Origin of the sequence: Hephaestia caeni (genome assembly GCF_003550065.1) — a bacterium.
GTDB classification, from domain to species: Bacteria; Pseudomonadota; Alphaproteobacteria; order Sphingomonadales; family Sphingomonadaceae; genus Sphingomonas; species Sphingomonas caeni_A.
Genome location: NZ_QXDC01000002.1, coordinates 15,184 through 40,230 on the forward strand (window position 1 = coordinate 15,184; position 25,047 = coordinate 40,230).

A 25,047-nucleotide genomic window follows, 5' to 3' on the forward strand; every position below is an offset into this window, starting at 1 on the left:
TTCATTGACATCAGGAATCGCCCTGCGTTATCCCGCCTGCGAAGCCGCAAGCCGGGAAGATTCGAGGAGCCAAATGCGATGACTGTTCTAACCACCGAGCAATCAGCGGCGAGCGGGGCCCGGCAGAATCTGAAGATTGTCGACGGAGATATTCATCCGTTCGTTCCGCTCAAGCAGGTCAGGGAGCGGATGAGCGCCCGGGCCTGGGCCAACTCGAGCATCGGAAGCGATGCCGTGGCCTCGCGCGAGCACAACCGTTTCCTTCATCCGACCGGCCCGCTGCGGCTTGACGCGGTTCCGCCCAACGGTGGGCTGGCGGGATCCGATCCGGCTTATGCCGTGATCGATTACCTCGATCGCTACGGTATCTCCGCCGGCATGATCTGCTCGACGCAGTCGCATGCCGTGGTGTCCTGGGCGGATGATGGGGCGGTCAACGAATATCTCGCGGCGATCAACGACCTGTTCCTGGAACAATGGTGTGGGCTGGACAGCCGGTACAAGCTGTTGCTGAACGTCTCGCCGCACAATCCACAGGCCGCCATCCGTGAGATCGAGCGGCGCGGCGACGCGCCCGGCGTGGTGGGCGTTCATATGGCCACCGCCGAACTCAACCTCGGCAATCACATTCTTACGCCGATCTTCGAGGCCTGCGCCCATTACGGCTTGCCCTTCTGCCTCCACCCGAATGGTGCGGAAGGCACGGCGCGCAATTCCCCAACGCACGCCGGATACCTGACCCGGACCTTCGCCGAGCGCCACGCCAACCTTGCGCAATCGGGCCAGGGGCAGTTCGTCTCGCTGGTCATGGGCGGCGCGCTCGAGCGCGTACCTGGCCTGAAGGTGATGTTCGCCGAGTTCGGATTTAGCTGGGTCGGACCGCTGATGTGGCGCATGGACAATGCCTGGCGGGCGCGGGGCGGGGCGGCGGTCTCGCTCCAGCGGCCGCCCAGCCACTATGCGCGCGAACAGGTGCGCTTCACCACGCAGCCCTATGACGAGCCGCAGAAGTCGTCGGAACTGGTATTTTTGCTCGAGGCGATGCACGCCGACGAGACGCTCATCTTCAGTTCGGATTATCCGCATTGGGATACGGACGAGCCCCGTCATATTCTGACCCACCGGCTCCCGTCGAAATATCGAGAACGCGTCGCCTATCAGACGGCATATGAAGCCTTCGGAGAGCGCCTGTGGAACTGAAACGCGCCGCCGAGAGCGAAGCCTTCATATTCGCCGGTCCGGTGGCCGCCTTCACCGACAATGAATTCATCGTCATCGATCACCCCTCGGGGTCGGTTGGAGTCGTCCGCTTCGAGGGTGACTATTACGCCGTGTCGAATCGATGCCCCCACATGGGGGGGCCGCTGTGCGTCGGCGGGGGCGTGAAGCTGACAACGTGTTCGTCGAAACCTTTCGAATATGAGACATTGGAGGGCGTGCCGCTGGTGCGTTGCCCCTGGCATCGCTGGGAATATTCGATCGTCGACGGCACCAATGCAGGCAATGTCACGAAAACGAAGATTCGCACCTATCCCGTCAAGGTGGAGGGCGAGAATGTCTATGTCGGCCGGTCGGCGATCCGTCATGGCCGCCCTGAAACACAAGAGGTTGCGCCATGAACCACAAGATCATCGACTGCCAAGTGCATTGCGCCGCCCCATCGATCGACGCGCTGCTGCCCTACATGAAGGCGGGATATGCAGAGCGCGTGATCCGCACGGCGTTTCAACTGCCGCCTGCCGAGAGCCACCCGGGCGGGGGGTCGAGCAAGGGCTATGCCTCGCCTGCGGAGGTCGCGGCGTCGCTCGGCGACGAGGTGAGTGGCGTTGTGCTCGTTCCACACCAGGCGATGTCGACTGCCAATTGGACAGATACGCGGTTGTGCGCCGTCTATGTCGCCGCGCTCAACGCCTACATGGTCGATCATTGGCTCGCCGAGGATGACCGGTTTCATCTGGCGATCGCGGTCTCGCCGCACGAGGCCGAACTCGCCGCCGCGGAGATCGAGCGCCATGCCGGTAACCCGCGCGTTGTTGCGGCCACTATGCCGATGCTCGCACCGCATCTCGGCTCGCCATTCTATCGACCCATCATCGAAGCAGCCGCGCGCCACAACCTGACGCTGATCGTTCACCCCGGCGGGAAAGAGGGCACGATCCTGGGCGCGCCCGCGCTCGGCGCGATCGGGCCCCGTTATCACGGTGAATATGAATGCCTGATCTGGCACGTCGCCGCGGTGAACATCTCCAGCATCATCTATGACGGGGTGTTCGTCGAGTTCCCGGATCTGAAAATCGCCTTTGCCGACTTCGGGATGGATTGGGTCGGGCCGACCATGTGGCGGCTCGATGCTGAATGGCGTGCGCTGCGCATCGATATCCCCTGGGTGGTCGAACCGCCCTCCACCTATCTGGGGCGCAACGTCCGTATCATCGTCGGCGACGCCGAGGGCATTCCGCAGGACGCGCTGGCGAAACTCGTGAGCCTGGCGCCAGCGACCAGCCTGTTGTTCGGCAGCAATTCACCGTTCGCCAAGGACAGGAAATGGCTCGATACGCTGCCGACCGAGGTGCGTGAGCAGCTATGCTGGCGCAATGCGGCGGATACGTTCCGCTCGGGTATCGCGGCGCTGGCTGCATGACGGTGTCGGCGGGTGCGACAGATCTGCCCCCGTCGATCGGGCGCGCGCGGTTTTGCACTGACATCGGCGAGGCGCTCGCCGGCGTTCGTGACGCGATGAGCGTGATGATCGGCGGCTTCGGCGCCGTCGGTCAGCCCGACGCCCTGATCGAGGGGCTGATCGACACTGGCGTCACGGACCTGACGATTATCGCCAACAACGCCGGGGCGGGGCGGATCGGCCTCGCACGGCTGCTGGAACTGGGTCGGGTGCGGCGCGTGATTTGCAGCTATCCGCGTAGCCCCGGCTCGGTCGTGTTCGAAGAATTGTACGAAGCCGGCAACATCGAACTGGAGATCGTTCCCCAGGGCACGCTGAGCGAACGGATGCGCGCTGCGGGTGCGGGGATTCCCGCGTTCTTTACGCCGACCGCCGCAGGCACGTCGATCGCCGAAGGGAAGGAAGTGCGTCGGTTCAACGGACGCGAGTGCATTCTGGAAACCGCGCTGCACGCGGATCTGGCGTTGATCGAGGCGTGGCACGCCGATGCGGCTGGCAATCTCACCTATCGCGCTTCCGGGCGCAACTTCAATCCCGTCATGGCGACGGCGGCCGAGTTGGTCGTCGCCCAGGTGCATCATGTCGAACGCAACGGGTTCCTCAATCCGGAGGCGGTGGTGACGCCGGGCCTGTTCGTGGATCGTATCATCGAGATCGGAGCCTGACGATGGCGACTACAGGTTCTGGGGCGGCCGCTCCGGCGTCGCATGCGACAAGCATCGGCTGGACGCGCGCCGACATGGCGCGGCGCGTCGCGCGGGACATCGGACGCGGCTGGACGGTCAATCTTGGGATCGGTATTCCCACGCTGGTGGCGGATCATCTGCCCGCAGAGCGATGCGTGACGCTCCATTCCGAAAACGGCATCCTGGGCGTCGGCCCTAAACCGGAAAGCGATCCCGATCCCTGGATCATCAACGCCGGCAAGGAGGTCGTGACGGTCGTGCCTGGCGCGTCCTATATCCATCACGCCGACAGTTTCGCGATCATCCGCGGCGGTCATATCGATCTGAGTGTGATGGGCGCGTTCGAAGTGGCGAGCAACGGCGACCTGGCGAACTGGGCGACCGATCTGAACCGTGCGCCTGCCGTCGGCGGAGCGATGGACCTAGCGGTGGGCGCCCGAAAGCTCTGGGTGATGATGGAGCATGTGACGCGGGCGGGCGAACCGCGCCTTGTCGCGGCATGCCGATATCCGCTCACCGCGAGCGCCGTCGTGACTCGGGTCTATACCGATCTTGCCACACTGGATGTGACCCCCGACGGGTTCGTCGCGCTGGAAATGGCGCCGGGGCTCAGTCTGGAGGCGCTGCAATCGCGGACGGGCACGCCGGTACGGTCGCCGTCCGAATAGGTGATATCCCGGCTATTCTATTTTTGCCGGGGGGCGGCGAGCATTGCCGCAACAGCATTGTGGTGATCTGCCGTATGATGGGCAAGCGCTTGATAGGCGGCGGACAACTCGAGCAGGGGGCCCAGCTTCATGTCCTGCCCCTCTCGCAGCAGGCGCTTGGCGAGCCGCGTGGCATGCCCCGGATTGGCGGCGATGCGCCGGGCGAGCGCGCGGGCTTCGGCAAGCAACTCATCTTCCGGCACGATGGTGCTGGTCAGGCCGTATTCGAGCGCTTTCTCCGCATCGATCGGATCCCCGGTCAGGGTCATGATCGAGGCGCGCGCCATGCCGATGACCCGCGGCAACAGCCATGCACCACCGTCGCCTGGAACGAGGCCGAGCTTGACGAAGCTTTCGGCAAACATCGCTCTGGGCGAACAGATACGGATATCACACATGCAGGCGAGGTCGAGGCCCGCACCGACCGCAGGGCCGTTCACTGCCGCGATTATCGGCACCTCGAGTTCGTACAAAGCGACCGGGATGCGTTGAATCCCTTCGCGATAGTTGTTGCGGATCTCGAATGGCGTCCCGGCGAACATGCCTTCGCGGGCGGCCATGTCCTTGATGTTGCCGCCGGCGCAGAAGGCCCGGCCCGCGCCTGTCAGCACGACCACCTTGATTGTCGGATCGCGCGCCACGTCCGCGCACATCTGTTCGATCGCAGCGATGTCCGCCCCGGAAGAAATCGCATTGCGTTGTTCGGCGCGATTGAGCGTCGCGATGACAATGTCATCCTCTCGCTCAATGAGAAGGAAAGGGTCCATCATCGCCTCCGTCACGGCCGTTGTCGCTCATGCTTACGGACCCTAGGCACGATCGCCGACCGGAACCAATATTAACTGGCGTCATCGCGATATCGGGAGGCTATCATCGAACTGAGGCATTTCCGCTATTTCGTGGCTCTGGCAGAGATTCGAAATTTTCGCCGGGCGGCGGAGCGGCTCCATATGTCTCAGCCGCCTCTCACAGTCGCGATCCGGAAGCTCGAGCAGGAACTGGGCACCAAGCTGTTCGTCCGCGGCCCACGCGGCGTAACCCTGACGCCGGCCGGGCAGGCGGCGCTCAGCTTTGCGCGTGCGACCTTGACGCAGGCGGATAATTTCCGGAGCGCAGTGCTCGAAGGGACAGCGGGGCAGCGCGGACGCCTGCGGGTCGGGTTTGTGGGCTCGGCGACCTACGAGCTGATGCCGCGAATCATTCCGGCATTTCGCGAGCATTACCCGCTGATCGACATGACGCTCGAGGAAGCCACGAGCATCAATATCGCGCGGCGGATCGAGGCCGGCGACCTGGATGTCGGTCTGGTCCGGCTCCCTCTTCAAGAAAGCGTCGCGGTCGTTTCGCGGCCGGTGGATCGCGACGAACTGTATCTGGCCGTGCCTTCGATGCATCGCTTCGCCGCCAGCGCCAGGATCGAACTCGCGGATGCGCGTGACGAGCCGTTCATCATGAGCGGGCCGATCAGTGTGCTACGGGGAACCGCTCTTCTCGCGTGCCAGGAGGCGGGGTTCGCGCCCCGGATTTCTCAGGATGCAGAGCAGATCAACGCGATACTCAGCCTGGTACGCAGCGGCCTCGGCGTGGCGCTGGTGCCTGGGCGTTCCGCGAGCGCGCTGCCCAAAGGAGTCCGATTGATCGCCCTCGAACAGAAGGTGGCGGTGTATACGGGGCTTCTGCTGCCCAAAAGCGGCGCCATCCTTGCCGCTGAGAACTTCGCGTCGATTGCTGATATCGAGTGGATATCACAGCGGGGCTAATCAATATTGGACGGCAAATCAAACGGCGCGCACTGCGTGCAGCCAGGTTCTGAGTGAAAGCGAAGGCGCAAATCGTGTTCGATACGTTGGAACTGTCGACGCTTCCCGCGGAAGACGAGTCTCTGCGCGCACCGTTGCGTGCGCTGATTGCCGAAACGGTCGTCGGTCTGGCTCCCGATCGTCGTGCGCGTTCATGGCAGGGATTTGATGCTGCATTTAGTCGCAAGCTCGGCGCCAATGGCTATCTCGGCCTTACGATCCCGCCACGATATGGGGGAGGCGGACGTAGCCCCTTCGCGCGCTTCGTCGTCGTCGAGGAACTGCTCGCGGCGGGGGCTCCGGTCGCGGCGCATTGGATCGCGGATCGGCAGAGCGCACCATTGATCCTGCGATTTGGCACGGAGGCACAGCGCGAGACGTTTCTGCCGGCGATCTGCAACGGCGAGGCGCTGTTCTGCATTGGCATGAGCGAGCCGGGCTCCGGATCGGACCTTGCGAGCGTCCGTACTCGAGCCGAGCGTGAGGGCGAGGGCTGGCGCGTCAACGGACAGAAAATCTGGACCACCAACGCGTTGCACAGCGATTATATGATCGCGCTTGTCAGGACATCGGGCACGCCCGCCGATCGCAGCGCTGGGCTCTCACAGTTCATCATCGATCTGAACGCGCGGGGCGTGACGATACGGCCGATCGCGGACCTGACCGGCGACCAGCATTTCGCCGAGGTTTTCTTCGACGACGTCTTGTTGGGATCGGATGCACTGGTGGGCGAGGAAGGCCAAGGATGGGCGCAGGTGAACGCCGAACTGGCGTTCGAGCGGAGCGGGCCTGAACGCATCTATTCGAGCATAGTGCTCCTCGACACCTGGCTGGCCCATCTTGGCGCGGTGGGCCGCAATGACGAGGCGACGGCGGGTCTTGCGGGGTCGCTGCTGGCCCGGTTCATGGCGCTTCGCGAATTTTCGATCGCGGTGACCGCCAGACTCGTGGCCGGGGAGACCCCGCTGGTCGAGGCGGCGCTCATCAAGGATCTCGGCACGAGCTTCGAACAGGATGTGCCGGCACTGATCGGTGACGATCTGGCGGGTCACCCAGACGAGGCGCTGTCGGCCGATCTCTACCGCACGCTGCTCTATACGACGCATGTCGCCCCTAGCTTCTCGCTACGAGGGGGGACGCGGGAAATCCTGCGCGGCATTATCGCCCGCGGGCTCGGGATACGGTGAGCGCCATGCGGGAATTGATCGATCCCTTCAAACGGCTGCTGGACGAACATTGTCCACCCGTCATGGTGCGTGAGATCGAGCGTGGGGCCGACTGGCGCCCTGCCTGGTCGGCAATCGCGGAATCGGGTTTTCTCGACGCGCTGGTGCCCGAGGAGATGAGCGGGTTCGGCCTGTCGCTGACGGACGTGGCCCCATTGATCGAGGCAGTTGGCGCGAGCGCCATGCCATTGCCGGTCGCTGATACAATGATCGCCCGAGCCCTGCTTGCGCGAGCAGGCCAGACGGTGCCCGATGGACCGGTCGTGCTCTCCACAGGCAGCTTTCCAACGCTGTTTGCCGTCGTTGCGGACCATTTTTTGACCGGGGATCCCGGCAACCTCCAGCTCATTCCGATGACTGAAGCCGCGTCCGCCATCCCCGGCACGCTCGACCGGATGCTCGCCTGCCCCAATACCGGCTTGCGGGGAATTGCCGCGACACTTCGGTCGCAGTTGATCGCCGGTGCTGTCAGTCGCGTGCTCGATCTCTCGATCGCCTACGCCAATGATCGCCAGCAATTCGGCAAGCCGATCGGCCGGCAACAGGCCGTGCAGCAGCAACTGGCAGTATTGGCAGAACTGGCCGTCTCCGCGCGCATTTGTGCCGCCATTGGGATGCGGGCCGGGCTGGCGCCGTCGCTTCGCGCCGCGGCGACTGCCAAGATCGGAACGGGCATAGCGGCGGAACGCGTCGCCTCGATCGCGCATGCCATTCACGGCGCGATCGGCATAAGTGAGGAATTCGACCTCCAGCTTCTTACCAGGCGCCTGTACGCATGGCGGCTCGCCGATGGTTCGGAGGGATATTGGGCGGGTCAATTGGGCAAGCTCGTGCTGGATGACCGGCCGGTCAGTGCGCTGTCATTTGCCTTGGCAGAGTAGATCCTGACCCTAGCTTGCGCCACGACTTCGCGTCCGTCCATTACGCCGGATCGCGATCCAGCTTCACAGGGTCGCTATCGTCGAATCCGGTGCATGCCGTCGCACCTGCTGCTCCGTCCGCAGCTCAACAAACCGGCGTATTGTCGGGATTCTGCCATCAATCCAAAGGCGACGAAGGGCGTCGGTATTATCACCATCCGCCCAGGTGCGTCGCCGATTGTGACGCACATAATCGAGCCAAGTCGCGAAATCGAAGCGTTCAACCCACAACGTCGATTCCGCGAGGTCATGCCATAATGTCCAGTTGCGTGCACCGTCTCTGATGCGGATTCGGCGACGTTCGCTCATGACGTTCAGGAATGCCGGAACGTCGGCGTCCGCAATCTGATGCTCGACCGCGATCACGATCGGTCCACTTCGGGTCGCGAGCGGATGGGCCATCTCCGGCTCGATCCAGGTGTTCTGCGGATCGAGGTTGAGCTGGCCGACCTCCGGTATCGGGAATAGCAATCCAGCCACGATACTCAGCAGCAGCGCGCCCGCGGCGCACAGAAGCGCGACCGTGATGTTATGCGCGCTCGCGATCGCCCCGAACAGCGAGCTGCCGGCCGCCACGCCCCCGAACGTCGCCATCTGGAACAGAGCCACGGCCCGTGCCGCGACCCAGCGCGGCGCGGCGAGTTGCACGCTGGCGTTGAATGTCGAAAGTGCGAGCACCCAGCCGCCGCCCGCAAGGACGAGTGCGGGCAGCACGAGCGTAAGCGTTCCGACTGCGGTCGCAGCGGCCCCACTGGCCACTGTGACGGCGCTCCACTGGATTATCCGCTCAGTCGAGAACTGCTGTCCTATCCGGTGCGCGGAAACCGCACCGCATACTCCGCCCACCCCGAACATACCGAACAAGAGTCCGTACATCAGCGGTCCCCCGCCAATCAGGTCCCGGGCGACGACAGGCATCAGCGCGGCGATCGCGGTCGCCGCCACGCTGTACAGCGCGGTACGCGCCAGGATGATCCTGATCGGGGGGGACATCCAAGCGTAGCGGATGCCTGCTCCCATTGCGAAGAGCAGGCGCTCGCGCGGCAGCTTGTGCGGCAGGGGCGCAACGCGCCACCGCTTTAATACGACGATCAGACCGATGTAGCTGGCGGCATTCGTAGTAAACGCGGCGGCCGCCCCGGCCATCGCGATGAGGAGCCCGCCGATCGCCGGCCCGGTGCTGCGAGCGATGTTGAAGCTCATGCTGTTGACGGCGACCGCGCTGCGCAGAACCTCACGCGGGAGAGCGTCACCGACGAAAGCGTGCCAAGCAGGCGCGTTAACAGCGGTGCCGCAGCCGATCAGGAAGGTGCACGCCAGCAACAGCAAAGGGGTCACCCATCCCAGCCAGGCAGCAATCGCGAGAAGCGCGGAGACCGATAGCATGAATACCTGCGCGGCCAGGAGCACACGGCGGCGATCGAGATTGTCGGCGACGGCTCCGGCCCACAGCGAGAGAAGCATTACCGGCAGGCTTGCCGACGTCTGCACGAGCGCGACCATCTGGGCCGATGCGCCCAAGCTCACCATCATCCATGACGCGCCGACCAGTTGGATCAATCCGCCGATGTTGGAACACAGCGTCGCGATCCACGCGGCGCGGAACCGCGGGTGCGCGAAGGGGGACTGGGCGACGATCACCCCGCGGACACGCGCAAATCATCCCGCGGGTTCGAACCACCTGACCAAGAACATGACGGCATTTGTATGCAACCTCCCTCCGAGCGTCGGCCGGCCGAGTTGACGGACGTGCGCGGCCAACGTCTTGGCCACCCTTTCGCACGCGGGAACGGAGTGACTATCCGCCCCCATGATCTCCGCGCCGTATAATCACTAACCGTGATGTTGCTATTGATAAAGATGATGTGCATTATATTGTCACCGACCGCGTGACGGAAGGCAAAAACACGCGCCAGTCGCTCGGTTTTCGGGCAAAGCGACGCGTGGAGGATAATGGAGCGGTTGATGGGTGCGCCTCTTTCCGACGACGGCTTCACCACGCGCCTGCTCGATAAACTGCACCATATTCGCTTGGCGGATCTCGACCAGCGAACGCAGCAGGCCGCGCGCCACCACCTGCTCGATACGGTCGCGCTCATCTACGGCGGTAGTCGAGAGGAAACGACCGGGATCGCGGAAGCGACGCTAGCCGCAGCCCGTCCCCCCGGCGGCCTGCCGGTGCTTGGTCGAGAACGCCGGGCGGATGTTCTGGATGCGACCTTCATCATGGCGGTCGCGGGGCATAGCCTGGAGTTCGACGACGGGTTTAGCCCGGGTGCGGCCCACCCCGGCGTGGTCACCGTTCCGGCCGCGCTTGCGGTAGGGAACCTCGTCCATGCCAGCGGTGAGGCGGTGCTCGAGGCGATCGTCGCCGGTTACGAGACGATCACCAGTATTGCCAGAACCGCGCATCCGATGCTGCGCGGGCGTGGTTTTCACCCAACCGCGACTGCCGGCGTGTTCGCCGCTGCGGCGGCGGCCGGGCGTCTGCTGAACCTGGACGCGGACGAGCAGCGGAACGCCTTCGGCCTGGCGGCGAGTTCCGCGGGCGGTCTCGCCGCGTTCGTCCAGGGTGGCGACGACTTGAAGCGACTCCACGTCGGCCACGCTGCCCGCGAAGGCGTGTTTGCGGCGCTGCTCGCGAAGCAGGGCGCCGCCGCGCCGCCCTATGCCATCGAGGGGCCGAAGGGATTCTTTGCCGCCTTCGTCGACCGAACGGACGTTACCGGCACGGCGATCGATCAAACCTGGGGCATCACCCAATGCTACATCAAGCCCTGGCCGTGTTGCGGCAATCTACTCTCCTCGATCGACGCGACGCTGCGCCTGCGTCGTGAGCACGGCTTCTCAGGCGAGGATGTGGCGACGCTCGAGGTCGATACCTATCGCGCGGCTGCGGACCGCGCCGCGACTCCCTGGACGACAGCGGCCTCGGCCCAATTGTCCTTCCCATATCTACTGGCCACGGCGCTCCTTTTCGGCACCATCCGCCTGGATCATTTCAGCGGGGCGGCGCGTGCGAACACCGATGTCGAGGCGATGGCACAGCGCTTCTCCTTCCATTCGAGCGACGCGATGAACGCGCGCTACCCTGCCGGCCGCCCGTCGCGGGTGAAGATTACACTGAAGGATGGCCGCTCCTTCGAGCGCGACGTGAATGACGCGCTCGGCTCGCCCAGCCTTCCGCTCAGCGAAGACGCATTGGCGCAAAAATTCGTTAATCTTGCGGTGATGGTCACGAATGAAACCAGCGCGCGGGCGCTTCATGCGGCATGGGCCGGCATCGCCGAGGTAGCGGATATAGGCGTTCTCTTCGCAACGCCGCGATAGCGGGCGGAATTCATCAAGCGCATCAGCCGAAAACAAGCGAAGAGGTCCAGATGGAACAGCCCGGGCGAATTGAAATGCAGGCGATGCCCCTGGCGGTGGAGCGAGCGCGGCCGAGCGCCTGGTGGGCGCTCGCGGTGCTGTTCCTGTTCTACACTTTCTCGTTCCTCGACCGCTACATCCTGACGATGCTGGCGCCGTCGATCAAAGACGATTTGAATCTCTCCGATACGGAAATGGGGCTGATCCTCGGCGCGGCCTTCTCAATCTGCTACGCCATCTTCGGCTTGCCGCTCGGGTGGGCCGCAGATCGTTTCTCTCGACGGTGGGTGATCTTCCTGGGGGTCGGGGTCTTCGGGATAGCGACGGCTTCGACGGGACTGGCAAATTCCTTCATCGCGGTATTTGTCGTGCGAGCGTTCGTCGGGATCGGCGAGGCCGCGCTGTCTCCCGCCGCTTATTCGCTGCTGGCCGAGAAATTCCCCCGCCACCTTCTGACGACGGCAAGCTCGATCTTCAATACCGGAGCGAAGCTGGGGACCGCTGGCGCTTATGCCTTGAGCGGCGTGGCACTGGCATATGCCGCCGGGCACCTCCCGATGCTGGCGCCGTGGCGCTTCACCTTCTTCGTCGTCGGTATTCCGGTCGCGGTGATGGCCGCGCTTGTGTTCACCTTCGGTGAGGAGAGCCATCGCGCCAAGCGCAAGCAGCGTAATACGATTTCGATCGTGCCATATTTTCGAACCAACAGCGATCTGCTGCTGCCGATGGTCGTCGGCTTTATACTGATGGGAATGGTCGGTGGCACGCTGCTGGCATGGACGCCCAGCTATATCACGCGCCACTTCGGGTGGACGCCGATCCAGTTCGCACCGATGTTGAGCGTGATCAGCTTGGTCGCCGCGGCCAGCCTCATCTTCAAGGGCGGCATCGTCGATTGGCTGTTCGCGCGTGGGATCAAGGACGCGCACATTCGGTTCTACACCTGGCTCGTACTCGGGATCGCGCCGATCGCCGCCTCGATGTTCTTCATCGAAAACCCGATCGTATTCATGATAATGTACGGCATGGTACAAGTCGTAGCCGTACCATTTTTCGTATTCGTCTCGGCGACCGTCCAGGTGGTCGCACCGCAGGAAGTCAAGGGGCAGGTGATCGCGGTCTTCCTGTTCTGTACGACCGGCATCGGCAGCGGGACCGGGCCATTCATCGCTGGTGCACTAACGGACTACGTCTTTCAGGATGAAGCAAAATTAGGATATTCGCTGGCCTCTATGATCTTTATCACTATTCCGGCCGCTTATTTCTGCCTGCGGAAAACTCTCCGACCACTTCGTGAGCGCGTAATCGCAATCGAAGAAGCGCGCGTCATGTACGGAGCCGGACAATAACGCTTGAGCCGATTATTCAGCTATCCTGAGTAGCATCGGGATTCAGGCTGACGTTATCGCATCGCGGCCCGGTAGGCGCCGTCATAGGGCGTGACGCGGCCGGCTTGCAGCCTCATGGCATGAACCCGGCGGGTCTCCGTGTTCAACCGGCGACGAAGCGCGCGAAGTACGGCACATACGCCAGCGCCATCACGAAGAGCCCGATCAACGAGCCGAGGGCCACCGAATGGACGAAGACATAGCGCAAGATGCGCCCCTCCTGCCCGAACCACTGGGTCGCGGTAGAGGCGACGACGATGCTTTGCGCATCGATCATCTTGCCCATCACGCCGCCCGAACTGTTGGCGCTGGCCATCAGCACGGGGGCAAGGCCAAGTTGCTCCGATGTCACGCGCTGAAGATTGCCGAATAGCACGTTCGATGCGGTATCCGATCCGGTTACCGCCGTGCCGAGCCAGCCGAGCATCGTACCGAAATAGGGATAGAGGATTCCCGTCGTCGCGAACGCGAGCCCCATCGTCGTATCGAGCCCCGAGAACCGCGTGAGATAACCGAGCGCCAGCATCGCTGCGATCGTGAGCAGCGAAGGCGTGACGGTGCGCAACGCGCGCGCATAGGTGCGCGCGATCCGCATCGGGCTGGCGCCCAACAGCAAGCCGCCGATCACCGCCGAAAGCAGGATCGCCGATCCCGTCGCCGACAGCGGATTGAAGATATAGACCGCCGCCTCGGGCGTCGCGGCGGCGACCACGGGGGGCATCCTGGTGATTGCCCCGTCCAGACCGGGCACGGGCAGCGCCAGCCGGAAGATGCCGTCGAGCAGCGTCTTCATCGCCGGCACGCCCCAGATGAAGACCAGCGCCGTCAGTACCAGCCAAGGCATCCACGCTTTGCGTACGGCTTTGCGGTCCAAGGTGGTGGCCGCTTCGGTGGAGGTTGCCGCGTCGGTAACGGGGATCGGTTCGCCGTCGCGCGCGCGCCGCGCTTCGTTAACCGGCATGGTCGTTGTGGGGCGCCAGACCCGCAGGAACCCGACCAGCACCACCAGCGAGATGATGGCGGGGCCGATCGAGGCGAGCCACGGGCCGTGGAGGTTGGAGATCAAAAGCTGCGCGACCGCATAGGTGCCCCCTGCCACGAGCGCCGCCGGCCATACCGCGAAAGCACGGCGCCAGCCGCAATAGGCGACCATCAGCCAGAAGGGGATGAGCATGCAGAAGGGCGTCATGATCCGCCCGACCGTCGCCGACAGTTCGAGCAGCGGCAGGCCGGTGACCGAGGCGAGCGCGAGCGTCTGCACCCCCAGCGCGCCGAAGGCGACCGGTGCGGTGTTCGCGATGAGCGACAGGCCCGATGCCTGAAGCCGGGAAAAGCCGAGCCCGATCAACATGGCGCCCGTTACGGCGACGGGAGTGCCGAATCCCGCCGCGCCCTCGAAAAACGCGCCGAGGCAGAATGCGATGACAAGGAGCTGGATGCGGCTGTCTTCGCTGATCCGCGCGATCGAATCGCGCAGGATCGTGAACTGGCCGCATTCGTCGGTGAGCCGGTAGAGGAAGATGATGTTGAGCACGATCCAGCCGATCGGCAGCAGGCCGTAAGCCGCGCCGAAGGCGGCGGCGCGCATCGCCAGCCCGGCCGGCATCCCGAACGCCAGCACGGCGATCGCGCCCGCCGTCAGCAAGCCGAGCAGGGCCGCGATCGGCGCGCGGAGCTGAAAAATGCCGATGCACCCCAGCAGGACCACGATCGGCGCGGCCGCCAGGATCACCGAAAGCCACGGTCCCACGGGATGATAGGTTTGTGCCCACTCCATGATATCCCCCTGGTTCGCGGTATCTGCGTGTCGTTATGCGCCCTCGATCACGATGGCGCGCAGGTCGTTGACGTTGGTGCGTGTCGGGCCTGTCACCACGAGATCGCCCAAGGCATCGAAAAAGCCGTAGGCGTTGTTCGAATCGAGCATGGCCCGCGCGTCGAGGCCCGCCGCGCCGGCCCGTGCCAGCGTATCGGGCGTGACGATCGCACCGGCATTGTCTTCGGTGCCGTCGATACCGTCGGTGTCGCCGGCGATCGCGTAGATTCGCGGCGCGCCTTCCAGCGCAAGGGCAAGGCCCAGCAGATATTCCAGGTTGCGGCCGCCGCGTCCGTCACGATTGGTGACGCGCACCGTCGTTTCGCCGCCCGAGAGGATGACGCGCTTCTGCCCGTCGGCGGCGACGCGGCGCGCAAGCGCGGCATGACCGGCGCCGAGATGGCGCGCCTCCGCCTGCAAATGGTCGCCCAGATCCATGACCTTGTAGCCGCGGCCCTCGGCCAGCCTGCGCGCGGCGTTGAGGGCATCGCGCGCCACGGCGATGACACGCACGGTGCCCCCGGCAAGACCGAGGGCGTCGTAAGGCGGCGTCTCGTTCGCGGGATCGTCGAGCGCGGCGATAACGTTGGATGGAATGTCGAAGGCGTACCGCGCGACGATCTCGCGGGCCATTGCCAGCGTCGTGGTGTCGGCAACGGTGGGGCCGCTGGCGACAAACGATGGGTCGTCGCCCGGAACGTCGGAAATGATGAGTGTTTCTACCTGCGCAGGCGCTGCAGCCACCGCCAGCCGGCCGCCCTTGATCAGCGACAGGTGCTTGCGCACGCTGTTCATCTCTCCGATCGTCGCACCCGACCGCAGCAGCGCCTGGGTGACGATTTGCTTGTCCGCGAGCGAAATTCCCGGCACCGGTAACGCCAGCAGCGCCGATCCGCCGCCCGACACCAGCATCAGCAACCGATCCGAATGCCCCAGCGCGCTCGCCAGTGCGAGCGCGCGCCGCGCCGCATAAAGGCTCTCATCGTCGGGCACCGGATGCCCGGCTTCGATCACCTCGAAATCTGCCGGCAGGTCGTGTGGTGGGCCCGAATGGCCGTGGCGCGTGATGACGAGCCCCGTCACCGGGCCTTGCAGCCGCTTTGCCGCCTCCGACGCCATCGCCGCGCCCGCCTTGCCGAGCGCGATCATCAGAGTGCGACCATTGATTGGGCCGTCGCCGATCGCCGGGGGCACGCAACGCTCTGCCGATACGGCCGCGACCGCCTCGTCGAACAGGCTGCGTGCGAATGCGCGAACGGACTCGTCGGGATGCGTCATGCAGTTATCGATATTACCGTTTGGTGCGCCTGGAGGAACGGCGGACGGTCGATCCCAATCGTGTCCGCGCTATCACGTTCGTCCCCTCGCCAAGCGGCCCGTTCGGCCCTGGCAATGTCTTCCCACGATTGATCGCCGAGCGAACAGAGCGATCCGGTGCAACTCCGTGTTGCCGTGTTCGGCCGACGCGCTGATCAAGGGGTGACGGGCACCGGCGGCACCCGGCTGGCGACAACGGTGTTGGTCGCGCGATCGAGCGACCAGAGCACGCGCGGCTGGGTTCGATCCCAGGCGATCGCCTGCCCGGCCGTGGGCAGGGCGACGGTGGCGACGTGTTCGAGCACCGATCCGGCTTTGGGCAGGCGCATCACATAGGCTTCGGGCCGATCGTGCCCGGTCACGTAAAGCAGCCCGTCGTCGCCCCATGACCCGCCCGAATTGCTCATCGGCGCGAACCGGGCGAGCACGGCATCGGGAAACAGCCACGAACCCGTGGCGCGGAAGTGGGAATCGAAGCGCACCAGGCGGGTCCAGCGATTGTCGTGGCCCGGTTCGCCGCCGCGTTCGACGGGATAGTTGGCGAAGCCGCCGTACCAATCATCGCCCTTGCGCTCGATCCAGGTGAGCGAGCCGGGTATCGGGGGCAGGGCGATGCTGCGGACGTGCCGCAGCGTGGCGGTGTCGAAAACCTCGATCACGCTCGCCATCGGCACCGACGGATGGTTGGAGGCCGCGCAGATCAGTTCGCGATCCTCCACGACGCACGAATTCATGTGTGGGAACAGCGCGCGCGGGCCTTCCCACTGCGCCACGCGTCGCCCGGTCTTCCGATCATATTTGCCGATGCGGTTGTTGGCGTTGGGGTAAAAATACTCCTTGTCCGCGGCCACGCCCTGACGCGCCTCGGCCGCCGGCCAACGCACCAGTTCGACCGCCGTGACCGACGGCACGGCGGTGGCCGCGGGATCGGGCGCGCGGGCTTCCTGCGCGCTGGCGGGCAGTGCCATTATCGATGCCCCGGCCAGCAGCGCGAAGGCCAGTATCGCGTGTGTCGTCCGGTTCATCTGCATCCTCCCATCGGGCGGGTATCCACACCGGCCAGTCCGATTGTGCGCTGCAAGCGCCCGGCGCGAGAAGCGATCGCTCCGCAACTTGGTGTTCTCGATCGTGCAACGATCGAGAGTGGCGGCGAACCTTGTATATTCGTAAGGTACGCTGTGATCGAAACCGCTGATCTTCTGGTCTTCACCCGCGTGGTCGAACTGGAAAGCCTGACCCGGGCGGCGCAGATCATGGGCGTTCCCAAATCGACGATCAGCCGGCGGCTGACGCGGCTTGAAGAAAAGCTTGGCGTGCGGCTTCTCCACCGTACCACGCACGGGATCATCACCACCGAGCAAGGTGTGGTCTTCTTCGACTATGCCGCGCGCTGCCTGGGCGTGCTGCGCGATGGGACCAACGCCGTGCAGGCGGCGATGACGCGTCCCCAGGGATTGCTGCGCATCTCCGTGCCGCATGAACTGGACCGCAGCCTGCTCGCGCCGATGCTGAGCGCATATCTCAAAACCTATCCCGATGTGCGGTTGGTGACCGTTCTGTCGAATGAAACCACCGATCATTTCCGCGACGGGTTCGATCTCGCGATCGTCGCGGACACGCTGCCGCTGGCCGAGGCATCGCTGATGACCACCAAGCTGGGCACCACAGAATACGGCCTGTACGCGGCACCGGAATATCTCGAGCAGCATGGCTTTCCGCAAAGCCACGTCGATCTGCCGCGCTTCGACCTGCTGGCGTGGGGCACCGTCGATGCCAAGGCGCAGTGGCAACTTACCCACGGAAGCTACGACGTCACGGTCGAATTCCGGCCGCGCCTGGCGTGCAACGATCTTGTGCTGCTGCGCCAATCGGTGCTGTCGGGATTGGGGATCGCGGCGCTGCCGGCCTTCATTTGCAAACACGATCTGGCCGAAGGGCGGATGGTGGAGGTACTGACCGGGTGGCGCCCGCCGGGAAGCAGCTTCTTCGCGGTTTTTCCGCTTCAGCAGACGATGCCGGCGAGGGTGCGCACCTTCATCGATTTCCTGGTGGAGCGGCTGCGGCCCACCTTATCGTGGGAAGTCGACTGAGCGCCGCGCGGTGATAGCAGTTCGGAAGCGACGCGGGATGGCCGAGCGAGCTTTCCGCCTTCCACAGCGTTCACGCCGACAGACGGCATAGCGCGACGGACAGCAAGCCGGTAATGCCGGCGGGATGACGGCAGGCTTCCCGCGGTGGGCGTTCAAGACGATGGTCGTCGGGCTGGCGGTGTTGCTCGCCGGTTGTGCGTCGCTGCCGCCGCCTAGGCTGGCGCCGGTGGCCGGCGCGGCCGGGCCGGTGATCGTCACGGCGGCGGACGGCGAGCACCGCACCACGCTGACGGTGCTGACCTTTAACATCGAAGGGTTGGGCTGGCCGGCACGCAAGGGCCGGGGGCCATCGCTACAGCGGATCAGTGCGGTGCTTGGCGAGATGGCGGCGCAGGGCCATGCGCCCGATATCATCCTGATCCAGGAAATGTTCAGCCCGGCGGCGGTGCGCGCGGTTGAAACCATGCCTTATGCCAATGCCGTTTTCGGGCCGTCGCGAACGCAGAAGCCGGCGTTGTCCGTCGCCGGCCGGATGGGCGGCCCCTTTGTCCGGGGCAAGGGGGAGATCGGCATTCATCTGGTACCCAGCGGTCTTGCCATCCTCAGCCGCTATCCGATCGTTGCCAGTCGGTCGGAACCCTTCGGCAGTCGCCGCTGCGCCGGGATCGATTGCCTGAGCAACAAGGGGGTTTTGCACGCCCGGATCCACATCCCCGGCGTTCCGCAGCCGGTCGATCTGTTCAATACCCACATGAATTCGCAAGGCGCCTCGGGCGTTTCGCCGCAGCGCCATCGCGCGGCCCATCATTTGCAAACCGCTGTGCTGAGCGATTTTATCGACCGGGTGGCACACCGCGATATGCCGCTGATTCTGGGCGGTGATTTCAACATGCGCCACGATCAGTTGCGCTTCCTGCGGTTCCGCCAGAGCCAGCCGCTGGCACTCGTCCATCAATATTGTGTCGAGCAGCCGGCAAGGTGCGACGTGCGGATGTCGTGGGACGGCGACGAGCCGTGGATGGACACGCAGGATCTGCAATTGTTCGATTCGGGCGCAGCGGTGTCGATCACCCCGATAAGGGTTGAATCGCTGTTCGACGGATCACCGGACAGTCCACGCTTGTCCGACCATGACGGGTTTCTGGTTACCTACCGGTTGAACTGGCGCTAACCGGTCGCGCTGTTCTCCAGTGCCCCGCCGCCCAAAGCGACGTAGAGCGCGACGAGATTGTCGAGTTCGCTTCGGCGCACGCGGATCAGCGCCTGTTCGGCGGCGAACAGGTTGCGCTCGGCATCGAGCACTTCGAGATAATTGACCACCCCCTCGCGGTATCGCGTGCGGGCGAGGAAGGCGATCTGGCGCTGGGCCTCGGTCTCGCGCATCTGCGACGCCACCTGATCGGCAAGCCAGCGCCGCCCGGCGAGCGCGTTGGCGACATCGCGGAACGCCTGTTGCAGCGTCCCTTCATAATCGGCGATTGCGATATCTTCGCGCGCTTCGGCGACGGTGAGATTGCCGCTGCGGCGGCCCCCGTCGAAGATCGGCAGGTTGATGGTCGGGCCGAAACTCCAGCTCAATCCGTCGTTGCCGAGCAGATTATCCAGCGCAGTGGAAGCGAAGCCGAGATTGCCGGTCAGCGAAATGCTCGGGAAGAAGGCGGCACGCGCCGCCCCGATATTGGCGCGTGCGGCACGCAGCCGTTCCTCGGCAGCGAGGATGTCGGGGCGGGTGACCATCAGTTCGGACGGCAGACCGGCAGCGATCACGGCGCCGTTTTTCTGTTTGGCGAGCGGCAGCGCGGGTGGCAGCGCTGCCGGCAGCGACCCGCCCGTCAGCACCGCAAGGCTGTTTTCGCTTTGCGCCTTGGCGAGCCGGAGCCCTGCCAATTCGGTTTCGGCCTGCGTCAGCAGCGATTCCGACTGGCGGAAATCGAGCGCCGAGGTGACCCCTGCGTCGAGCCGCCGCTGCGCGATGCGCAAGCCTTCCTGCCGGCTGCGCACGGTCGCTTCGGCCAGCGCGATGCGTTCATCGGCCTCGCGCGCTGCGAAATAGGCCGAGGCGACATCGCGGATCAGGACGAGGCGGAAGGCGCGCTGGGCCTGGATCGTTTCCAGATATTGTGCCCGTGCGGCGTCCGACAAATTCTTCACTCGTCCCCAGAAATCGAGTTCGAACCCGGTGACGCCGACGCCGATCGAATAGCGGTTGTCGGTGACCGCGCCTGCACCCGGGATACCGGTGGCGGCGCCGGGGGTGCGGCTACGCGTCACGTCGCCGGTCGCGCCCAGCGTGGGAAAGCGATCGGCGTCGGTAATCCGATTGAGCCCGCGCGCTTCCTCGATCCGGGCGACCGCGATGGCGAGATCGCGGTTATGCTCCAGCGCGGTCGCGACGAGTTGCTGGAGCTGGGGGTCGGCGAAGAAATCGCGCCAGCCGATCTCCACCGCACGCGTGCCGAGCGTCACGTCGCCGGCAAAAGCGGCGGGATAACCCGTTGCGGTCGGGAGATCGGGCCGCACATGCGGCGGCGCCATCTGGCAGCCCGCGAGCAGACCGGCGAGGGTGAGAACGAACGCCTTACGCATGGACAGGCTCCGGATCGTCGTGGTGCGGCTCTTCGCCGGGCGCGGGCGGGCGCTTCTTGCTGAGCCAGCGCCGCACCGAGAGGTAGAAGACGGGGATGAAGAAGATGCCGAGCAGCGTCGCGGCGAGCATGCCGCCGACGACACCGGTGCCGACCGCGATCCGGCTGGCCGCGCCCGCGCCGCTGGCGGCGAACAACGGCACCATGCCGCCGATGAAGGCCAGCGACGTCATGATGATCGGGCGCAACCGCAGCTTCACCGCCTCGAGCGTCGCGTCGAGCGGTGACTTGCCTTCGGCTTCCTGCTCGATCGCGAATTCGACGATCAGAATCGCGTTCTTGGCCGCCAACCCGATGATCGTGATCAGCCCGACGTTGAAATACACGTCTGCCGAGAGCCCGCGCATCATCGTGAACAGGATCGATCCGAGCACGCCCAACGGGACGACGAGCAGCACCGAGACCGGGATCGCCCAGCTTTCGTAAAGCGCCGCCAGCAGCAGGAACACGACAAGGAACGACAGGCCGAGCAACATGCCGATCTGGCCGCCCGACTGCTTCTCCTCGAACGAGATGCCGGTCCATTCATAGGCGAAGCCCGCGGGCAGATCGGTGGCGAGCCGCTCCATCTCGGCCATCGCTTCTCCGGTCGATCGGCCGGGGGCGGCCATGCCCGAGATCGTGGTGGCCGGATAGCCGTTGTAGCGCTGGAGCTGCTGCGGGCCCGAGGTCCATTCGACCTGCGTGAACGAGCCGAACGGCACCATCTCACCGGCCGCGTTGCGGACCTTGAGCGCCAGCACGTCCTCTGGGGTCATGCGATGGGGCGCGTCGGCCTGGAGCATGACGCGCAGGACGCGGCCGTCATGGGTGAAGTCGTTGGCATAGGCACTGCCGAAGGCGATCGCGAGCGTGCCGTTGACATCGCCGATCGAGAGACCGAGCGCGCGCGCCTTGATCCGATCGATCATGACGCGAAGCTGCGGCGCATCCTCCTGTGCCTCGGGGCGCACCCCGGCGAGCAACGGGCTCTGTGCGGCCGCGCCGAGCAATTGATTGCGGGCAGCGAGCAGGGCCGCGGTCCCGTTGCCGCCGACATCTTCGAGCTTGAAGGTGAAGCCGCTGGCGGTGCCGAGTTCCTGGATCGCGGGAGGATTGAGCGCAAAGACCATCGCCTCCTTGATCTGGCTGAAGGCGCCCATCGCCTTGCCGACAAGGGTGGTCGAGCTGTTTTCGGCGCCGGGGCGCTGTTTCCAGGGGGTGAGCGTCGTGAACGAGATCGCGTTGGCTTGCCCCTGACCGAAGAAGCTGAAGCCGCGCACGACGAACACGTTCTCGACGACGTTCTCCTCGTGGTAGAAGGCCTTCACCTGCGCGATCGCTTCTTCGGTTCGCGCGCGGGTCGCCCCCGGGGGCGCCTGGATCGCAGTGATGACGGTGCCCTGATCTTCGACAGGAAGGAAGCCGCCGGGGAGGCGGGTGAAGAGGACCATCGTCAGCACGAGCATCGCCGCAAACACGCCGAGCCAGCGCAGCGGCGCCGAAAGCATCCCGCCGACCAGCCCCTGATAGCGGTTGGTTGTCCGCCCGAACCAATTGTTGAAGCCGCCGAAGAAGCGCCCGGTGTGGCGCGTGAACCAGTTCGGCTGGCGCTCATCCCCAGGCACATGCGGCTTGAGGAAGGTCGCGCAGAGCGCCGGCGTCAGCGTCAGCGCGAGCAGCGCCGAGAAGCCGATCGATACGATCAGCGTGACCGAGAATTGCTTGTAGATCGCCCCGGTCGATCCCGGAAAGAACGCCATCGGCACGAACACCGCCATCAGGACGAGGGTGATGCCGACGATCGCGGAGGTGATCTGGCGCATCGCCTTCACGGTCGCGTGATAGGGCGAGAGTCGTTCCTCCACCATGATCCGCTCGACATTCTCGATCACGACGATCGCGTCGTCGACCAAGATGCCGATCGCGAGCACCATCGCGAACAGTGTCAGCACGTTGATCGAGAAGCCGAACAGCCACAGGCCCAGGCACGCGCCGGCAAGCGCGATCGGAACGACGATGGACGGGATCAGCGTCGCGCGCCAGTTCTGGAGGAACAGGAACATGACGAGGAAGACGAGCACCATCGCCTCGACCAGCGTCTTGACGACCGCCGAGATCGAGGCGTCGATGAACAGCGTCGTATCGTAGGGGACCGACCAGGTCACGTCCTGCGGGAATGTCGTCGCGAGCTGCGTCAGCCGCGCCTTGACGCCCTCTGCGGTGGCGAGCGCGTTGGCGCCCGGCGTCATCTGGACGGCGACACCGGCGACCGGCTTTCCGTTGAGCTCGGAATCGAACAGGTAGGTTTGCGCGCCCAGTTCCACGCGTGCGACATCGCCCAACGTGACCGCGGAACCGTCGGGGTTGGCGCGCAGGATGATCTTGGCGAACTGCTCAGGGGTCGTGAACCGGCTCTGCGTCAGGATCGTCGCGTTAAGCTCGGTGCCGCCCGCGATCGGCAGATCGCCGAGTTGGCCACCCGGGCTTTGGCTGTTCTGTTCCTGCACGGCGGCGAGCGCCTCGGCCGCGGACAGCCGATAATTGGCGAGTTTCTGCGGATCGAGCCACACGCGCATCGCATAGGGCGAGGCAAAGACCTGAACGTTGCCGACACCCTCGACGCGCCGCAATTCGTCGACGATGCGCGCATTGGCGAAGTTGCCGAGTTCGAACTGGCCGGTTGCGCCGGATTTCGATTCGATCGCGACCAGCATCAGGAAGCCGGCATTGGCCTCCTGCACGGGGATACCTTGACGCCGGACTTCCTCGGGCAAGCGCTGCTCGACCAGCGTCAGGCGATTCTGGACGTCCATCTGGGCCTTGTCGATGTCGGTCCCGGTCTTGAAGGTGACCGTGATTTCCGCCGAGCCGTTCGAATTGCTCGTCGACGACATGTAGAGCAGGCCTTCGATGCCGTTCAGTTCCTGCTCGATCACCTGCGTGACATTCTGTTCGAGCGTCGCCGCGTCCGCGCCCGGATAGGTAGCGCGAAGGGTGAGCGACGGCGGCGCGACCGTCGGATATTGCTCGATCGGCAGCGCTTGCAGCGTCAGCACGCCGGCCAGCGTGATGCACAAGGCGACGACCCAGGCGAAGATCGGCCGGTCGATGAAGAAGCGGGGGCTCATGATCGGATATCCTCAGCGCGCGGCGGGCTGTTGCTTAGGCGCGGCCTTGGATTCGGCCTTGGGGGCGGCGATGCGGACCGGCTGGCCCGGCTGCACTTTCTGTAGCCCTGAGACGATCACCCGGTCACCCGGCTTCAACCCATTGAGCACGACCCAATTGCTGCCCTGAAGGTCGCCAAGCCGGATCTGGCGGACCTCGACGATGTCCTTCGCGCCGACGACCATCACCGAACCACCCTGCGGCCCCATCGTCACCGCGCGCTGGGGCACGACGATGCCGTCGGCCTTGATGCCGGCCTGAAGATGGGCACGGACGAACTGACCGGGCAGCAGCAGCCGCGCCGGATTGGGGAATTCGGCGCGCAGCGCGGCGGTGCCGGTGGCTTCGTCGATCGCGAGATCGAGGAAATCGATATGGCCTTCGATGCCGTAGCTGTCGCCGTTTTCCAGCTCGAGTTGAACCGCGATCCGGTTCAGCCCGGGAAGGTCGAGCCGACCACTGGCGATGTCGCGCCGGATCGCCATCAGATCCGAACTCGATTGCGAGAAATTGACGTAGATCGGGTCGATCTGCTCGATCGTCGTCAGCGAGGTGCCGCCGGCAGCGCTCACCAACGCGCCTTCGGTAACCTGTGCACGGCCCGCACGGCCCGAGATCGGCGCGGTAACCGTGGTGTAGCTGAGGCTCAGCCGCGCGCTTTCCACCTGCGCACGCGCCTGCGCGACATCGGCCTGGGCCGAGCGCAGCCGCGCGACCGCGGTATCATATTCCTGCTTGCTGATCGCGTTATCGACCAGCAGCGGGCGATAGCGATCGACATCCTGCTGGGCGTTGGCGGCATTCGCCTGCGCGCGTGCGAGCGACGCCTGCACGGCGTTGTAGCTCGCGCGCAATTCGCGCGGATCGATCGCAAACAGCGCTTGGCCTGCGCGAACGTCAGTGCCTTCCTCGTAGAGCCGGCGCTGGACGATGCCGTCGACGCGAGCGCGGACCTCGGCGGTGCGAACCGCCTGTACGCGACCGGGCAGCGTGATGACGTTGGTCACCGGCTGCGCGCGAATCGTCACGATCCCAACCTCGGGCGGGGGCGGGGGCGGCGGCGCTTCGCCTGCACAGCCCGCCAGTGCCAGCATTGCTGCACCGGCCAGGGCGCACGCCGCATTTCTCAATGTGGCAAAACGACGCATATCTGTCTTATCCCATGTTAGCGATAGCGGCCCCGAGATCCGCGCTCTGGCTTGCGCGGTGCCAGTAGTGTAACGTACATTACTCGTCAACAGCCAAGTAGGATGA

The 25,047-nt window shown here is 64.9% G+C and carries 20 protein-coding genes; 12 read left to right on the forward strand and 8 right to left on the reverse strand.

The window, feature by feature from the left end:
* Positions 1-78 precede the first annotated feature (78 nt).
* From DFR49_RS00080 to DFR49_RS00100, 5 genes are read left to right on the forward strand one after another with little or no spacing between them, the layout of a single operon-like run.
* On the forward strand, positions 79-1,200 hold the full coding sequence (locus tag DFR49_RS00080; RefSeq protein ID WP_119034038.1) for an amidohydrolase family protein: 1,122 nt from the start codon (positions 79-81) through the stop codon (positions 1,198-1,200).
* The gene (locus DFR49_RS00085; RefSeq protein WP_119034039.1) at positions 1,191-1,619 is read left to right on the forward strand and encodes a Rieske (2Fe-2S) protein; all 429 of its coding nucleotides are present in this window, start codon (positions 1,191-1,193) and stop codon (positions 1,617-1,619) included. Before DFR49_RS00080 ends, DFR49_RS00085 begins: the two co-directional genes overlap by 10 nt.
* On the forward strand, positions 1,616-2,641 hold the full coding sequence (locus DFR49_RS00090) for an amidohydrolase family protein (RefSeq protein ID WP_119034040.1): 1,026 nt from the start codon (positions 1,616-1,618) through the stop codon (positions 2,639-2,641). The genes DFR49_RS00085 and DFR49_RS00090 overlap by 4 nt, the downstream gene beginning before the upstream one ends.
* On the forward strand, positions 2,638-3,345 hold the full coding sequence (locus DFR49_RS00095) for a 3-oxoacid CoA-transferase subunit A (protein ID WP_119034041.1): 708 nt from the start codon (positions 2,638-2,640) through the stop codon (positions 3,343-3,345). The genes DFR49_RS00090 and DFR49_RS00095 overlap by 4 nt, the downstream gene beginning before the upstream one ends.
* Before the next feature lie 2 nt (positions 3,346-3,347).
* A complete protein-coding gene (locus DFR49_RS00100; RefSeq protein ID WP_211325774.1) occupies positions 3,348-4,034 on the forward strand; it encodes a 3-oxoacid CoA-transferase subunit B in 687 nt (228 codons plus the stop codon).
* Positions 4,035-4,051: 17 nt separating this feature from the next.
* Here DFR49_RS00100 and DFR49_RS00105 read toward each other — a convergent pair whose 3' ends face one another.
* Entirely contained in the window at positions 4,052-4,840 is a 789-nt protein-coding gene (locus DFR49_RS00105) for a crotonase/enoyl-CoA hydratase family protein (protein ID WP_119035178.1), read from the reverse strand.
* Between the two features lie 111 nt (positions 4,841-4,951).
* Here DFR49_RS00105 and DFR49_RS00110 point away from each other — a divergent pair, with 111 nt between their 5' ends.
* The 3 genes from DFR49_RS00110 to DFR49_RS00120 all read left to right on the forward strand — a co-directional run bounded on the left by DFR49_RS00110 (position 4,952) and on the right by DFR49_RS00120 (position 7,979).
* A complete protein-coding gene (locus DFR49_RS00110; protein WP_281271750.1) occupies positions 4,952-5,833 on the forward strand; it encodes a LysR family transcriptional regulator in 882 nt (293 codons plus the stop codon).
* A gap of 74 nt (positions 5,834-5,907) precedes the next feature.
* Entirely contained in the window at positions 5,908-7,059 is a 1,152-nt protein-coding gene (locus DFR49_RS00115; RefSeq protein WP_119035179.1) for an acyl-CoA dehydrogenase family protein, read from the forward strand.
* A 5-nt stretch (positions 7,060-7,064) separates the two neighbouring features.
* A complete protein-coding gene (locus tag DFR49_RS00120) occupies positions 7,065-7,979 on the forward strand; it encodes an acyl-CoA dehydrogenase family protein (RefSeq protein ID WP_119034044.1) in 915 nt (304 codons plus the stop codon).
* Between the two features lie 63 nt (positions 7,980-8,042).
* Here the strand turns inward: DFR49_RS00120 and DFR49_RS00125 are convergent, their stop codons facing one another.
* Positions 8,043-9,659: an MFS transporter gene (locus DFR49_RS00125; RefSeq protein WP_119034045.1), complete on the reverse strand. Its 1,617-nt coding sequence runs from the start codon at positions 9,657-9,659 to the stop codon at positions 8,043-8,045.
* A gap of 312 nt (positions 9,660-9,971) precedes the next feature.
* Between DFR49_RS00125 and DFR49_RS00130 the strand changes: the two genes are divergently transcribed.
* Positions 9,972-11,348: an MmgE/PrpD family protein gene (locus DFR49_RS00130; protein WP_119034046.1), complete on the forward strand. Its 1,377-nt coding sequence runs from the start codon at positions 9,972-9,974 to the stop codon at positions 11,346-11,348.
* 50 nt (positions 11,349-11,398) lie between these two features.
* Positions 11,399-12,736, forward strand: coding sequence for an MFS transporter (locus DFR49_RS00135; RefSeq protein WP_170150871.1), 1,338 nt, complete (start codon positions 11,399-11,401; stop codon positions 12,734-12,736).
* Between the two features lie 142 nt (positions 12,737-12,878).
* Here the strand turns inward: DFR49_RS00135 and DFR49_RS00140 are convergent, their stop codons facing one another.
* The 3 genes from DFR49_RS00140 to DFR49_RS00150 form a co-directional block, all read right to left on the reverse strand.
* On the reverse strand, positions 12,879-14,552 hold the full coding sequence (locus DFR49_RS00140; RefSeq protein ID WP_119034048.1) for an L-lactate permease: 1,674 nt from the start codon (positions 14,550-14,552) through the stop codon (positions 12,879-12,881).
* Between the two features lie 33 nt (positions 14,553-14,585).
* Positions 14,586-15,869 (reverse strand): glycerate kinase type-2 family protein, encoded by a 1,284-nt coding sequence (locus DFR49_RS00145; RefSeq protein ID WP_119034049.1) that lies wholly within the window; start codon positions 15,867-15,869, stop codon positions 14,586-14,588.
* Positions 15,870-16,063: 194 nt separating this feature from the next.
* Positions 16,064-16,933, reverse strand: a complete 870-nt coding sequence (locus tag DFR49_RS00150) for a hypothetical protein (protein WP_245968169.1) — start codon at positions 16,931-16,933, stop codon at positions 16,064-16,066.
* Here DFR49_RS00150 and DFR49_RS21550 point away from each other — a divergent pair.
* Both DFR49_RS21550 and DFR49_RS00160 read left to right on the forward strand, forming a co-directional pair.
* Positions 16,916-17,998 carry a LysR family transcriptional regulator gene (locus tag DFR49_RS21550; protein ID WP_170150872.1) on the forward strand — a complete coding sequence of 361 codons (1,083 nt, stop codon included), beginning with the start codon at positions 16,916-16,918 and terminating at the stop codon, positions 17,996-17,998. The genes DFR49_RS00150 and DFR49_RS21550 overlap by 18 nt on opposite strands.
* A gap of 124 nt (positions 17,999-18,122) precedes the next feature.
* Positions 18,123-19,169 carry an endonuclease/exonuclease/phosphatase family protein gene (locus DFR49_RS00160; RefSeq protein WP_245968170.1) on the forward strand — a complete coding sequence of 349 codons (1,047 nt, stop codon included), beginning with the start codon at positions 18,123-18,125 and terminating at the stop codon, positions 19,167-19,169.
* On the opposite strand, the gene DFR49_RS00165 is transcribed toward DFR49_RS00160, so the two are convergent.
* The 3 genes from DFR49_RS00165 to DFR49_RS00175 are packed head-to-tail and all read right to left on the reverse strand — an operon-like array spanning position 19,166 to position 24,941.
* Entirely contained in the window at positions 19,166-20,584 is a 1,419-nt protein-coding gene (locus tag DFR49_RS00165) for an efflux transporter outer membrane subunit (RefSeq protein WP_119034050.1), read from the reverse strand. The genes DFR49_RS00160 and DFR49_RS00165 overlap by 4 nt on opposite strands.
* The gene (locus tag DFR49_RS00170; RefSeq protein ID WP_119034051.1) at positions 20,577-23,753 is read right to left on the reverse strand and encodes a multidrug efflux RND transporter permease subunit; all 3,177 of its coding nucleotides are present in this window, start codon (positions 23,751-23,753) and stop codon (positions 20,577-20,579) included. Before DFR49_RS00170 ends, DFR49_RS00165 begins: the two co-directional genes overlap by 8 nt.
* Before the next feature lie 12 nt (positions 23,754-23,765).
* A complete protein-coding gene (locus DFR49_RS00175; RefSeq protein ID WP_119034052.1) occupies positions 23,766-24,941 on the reverse strand; it encodes an efflux RND transporter periplasmic adaptor subunit in 1,176 nt (391 codons plus the stop codon).
* Positions 24,942-25,047 lie beyond the last annotated feature (106 nt).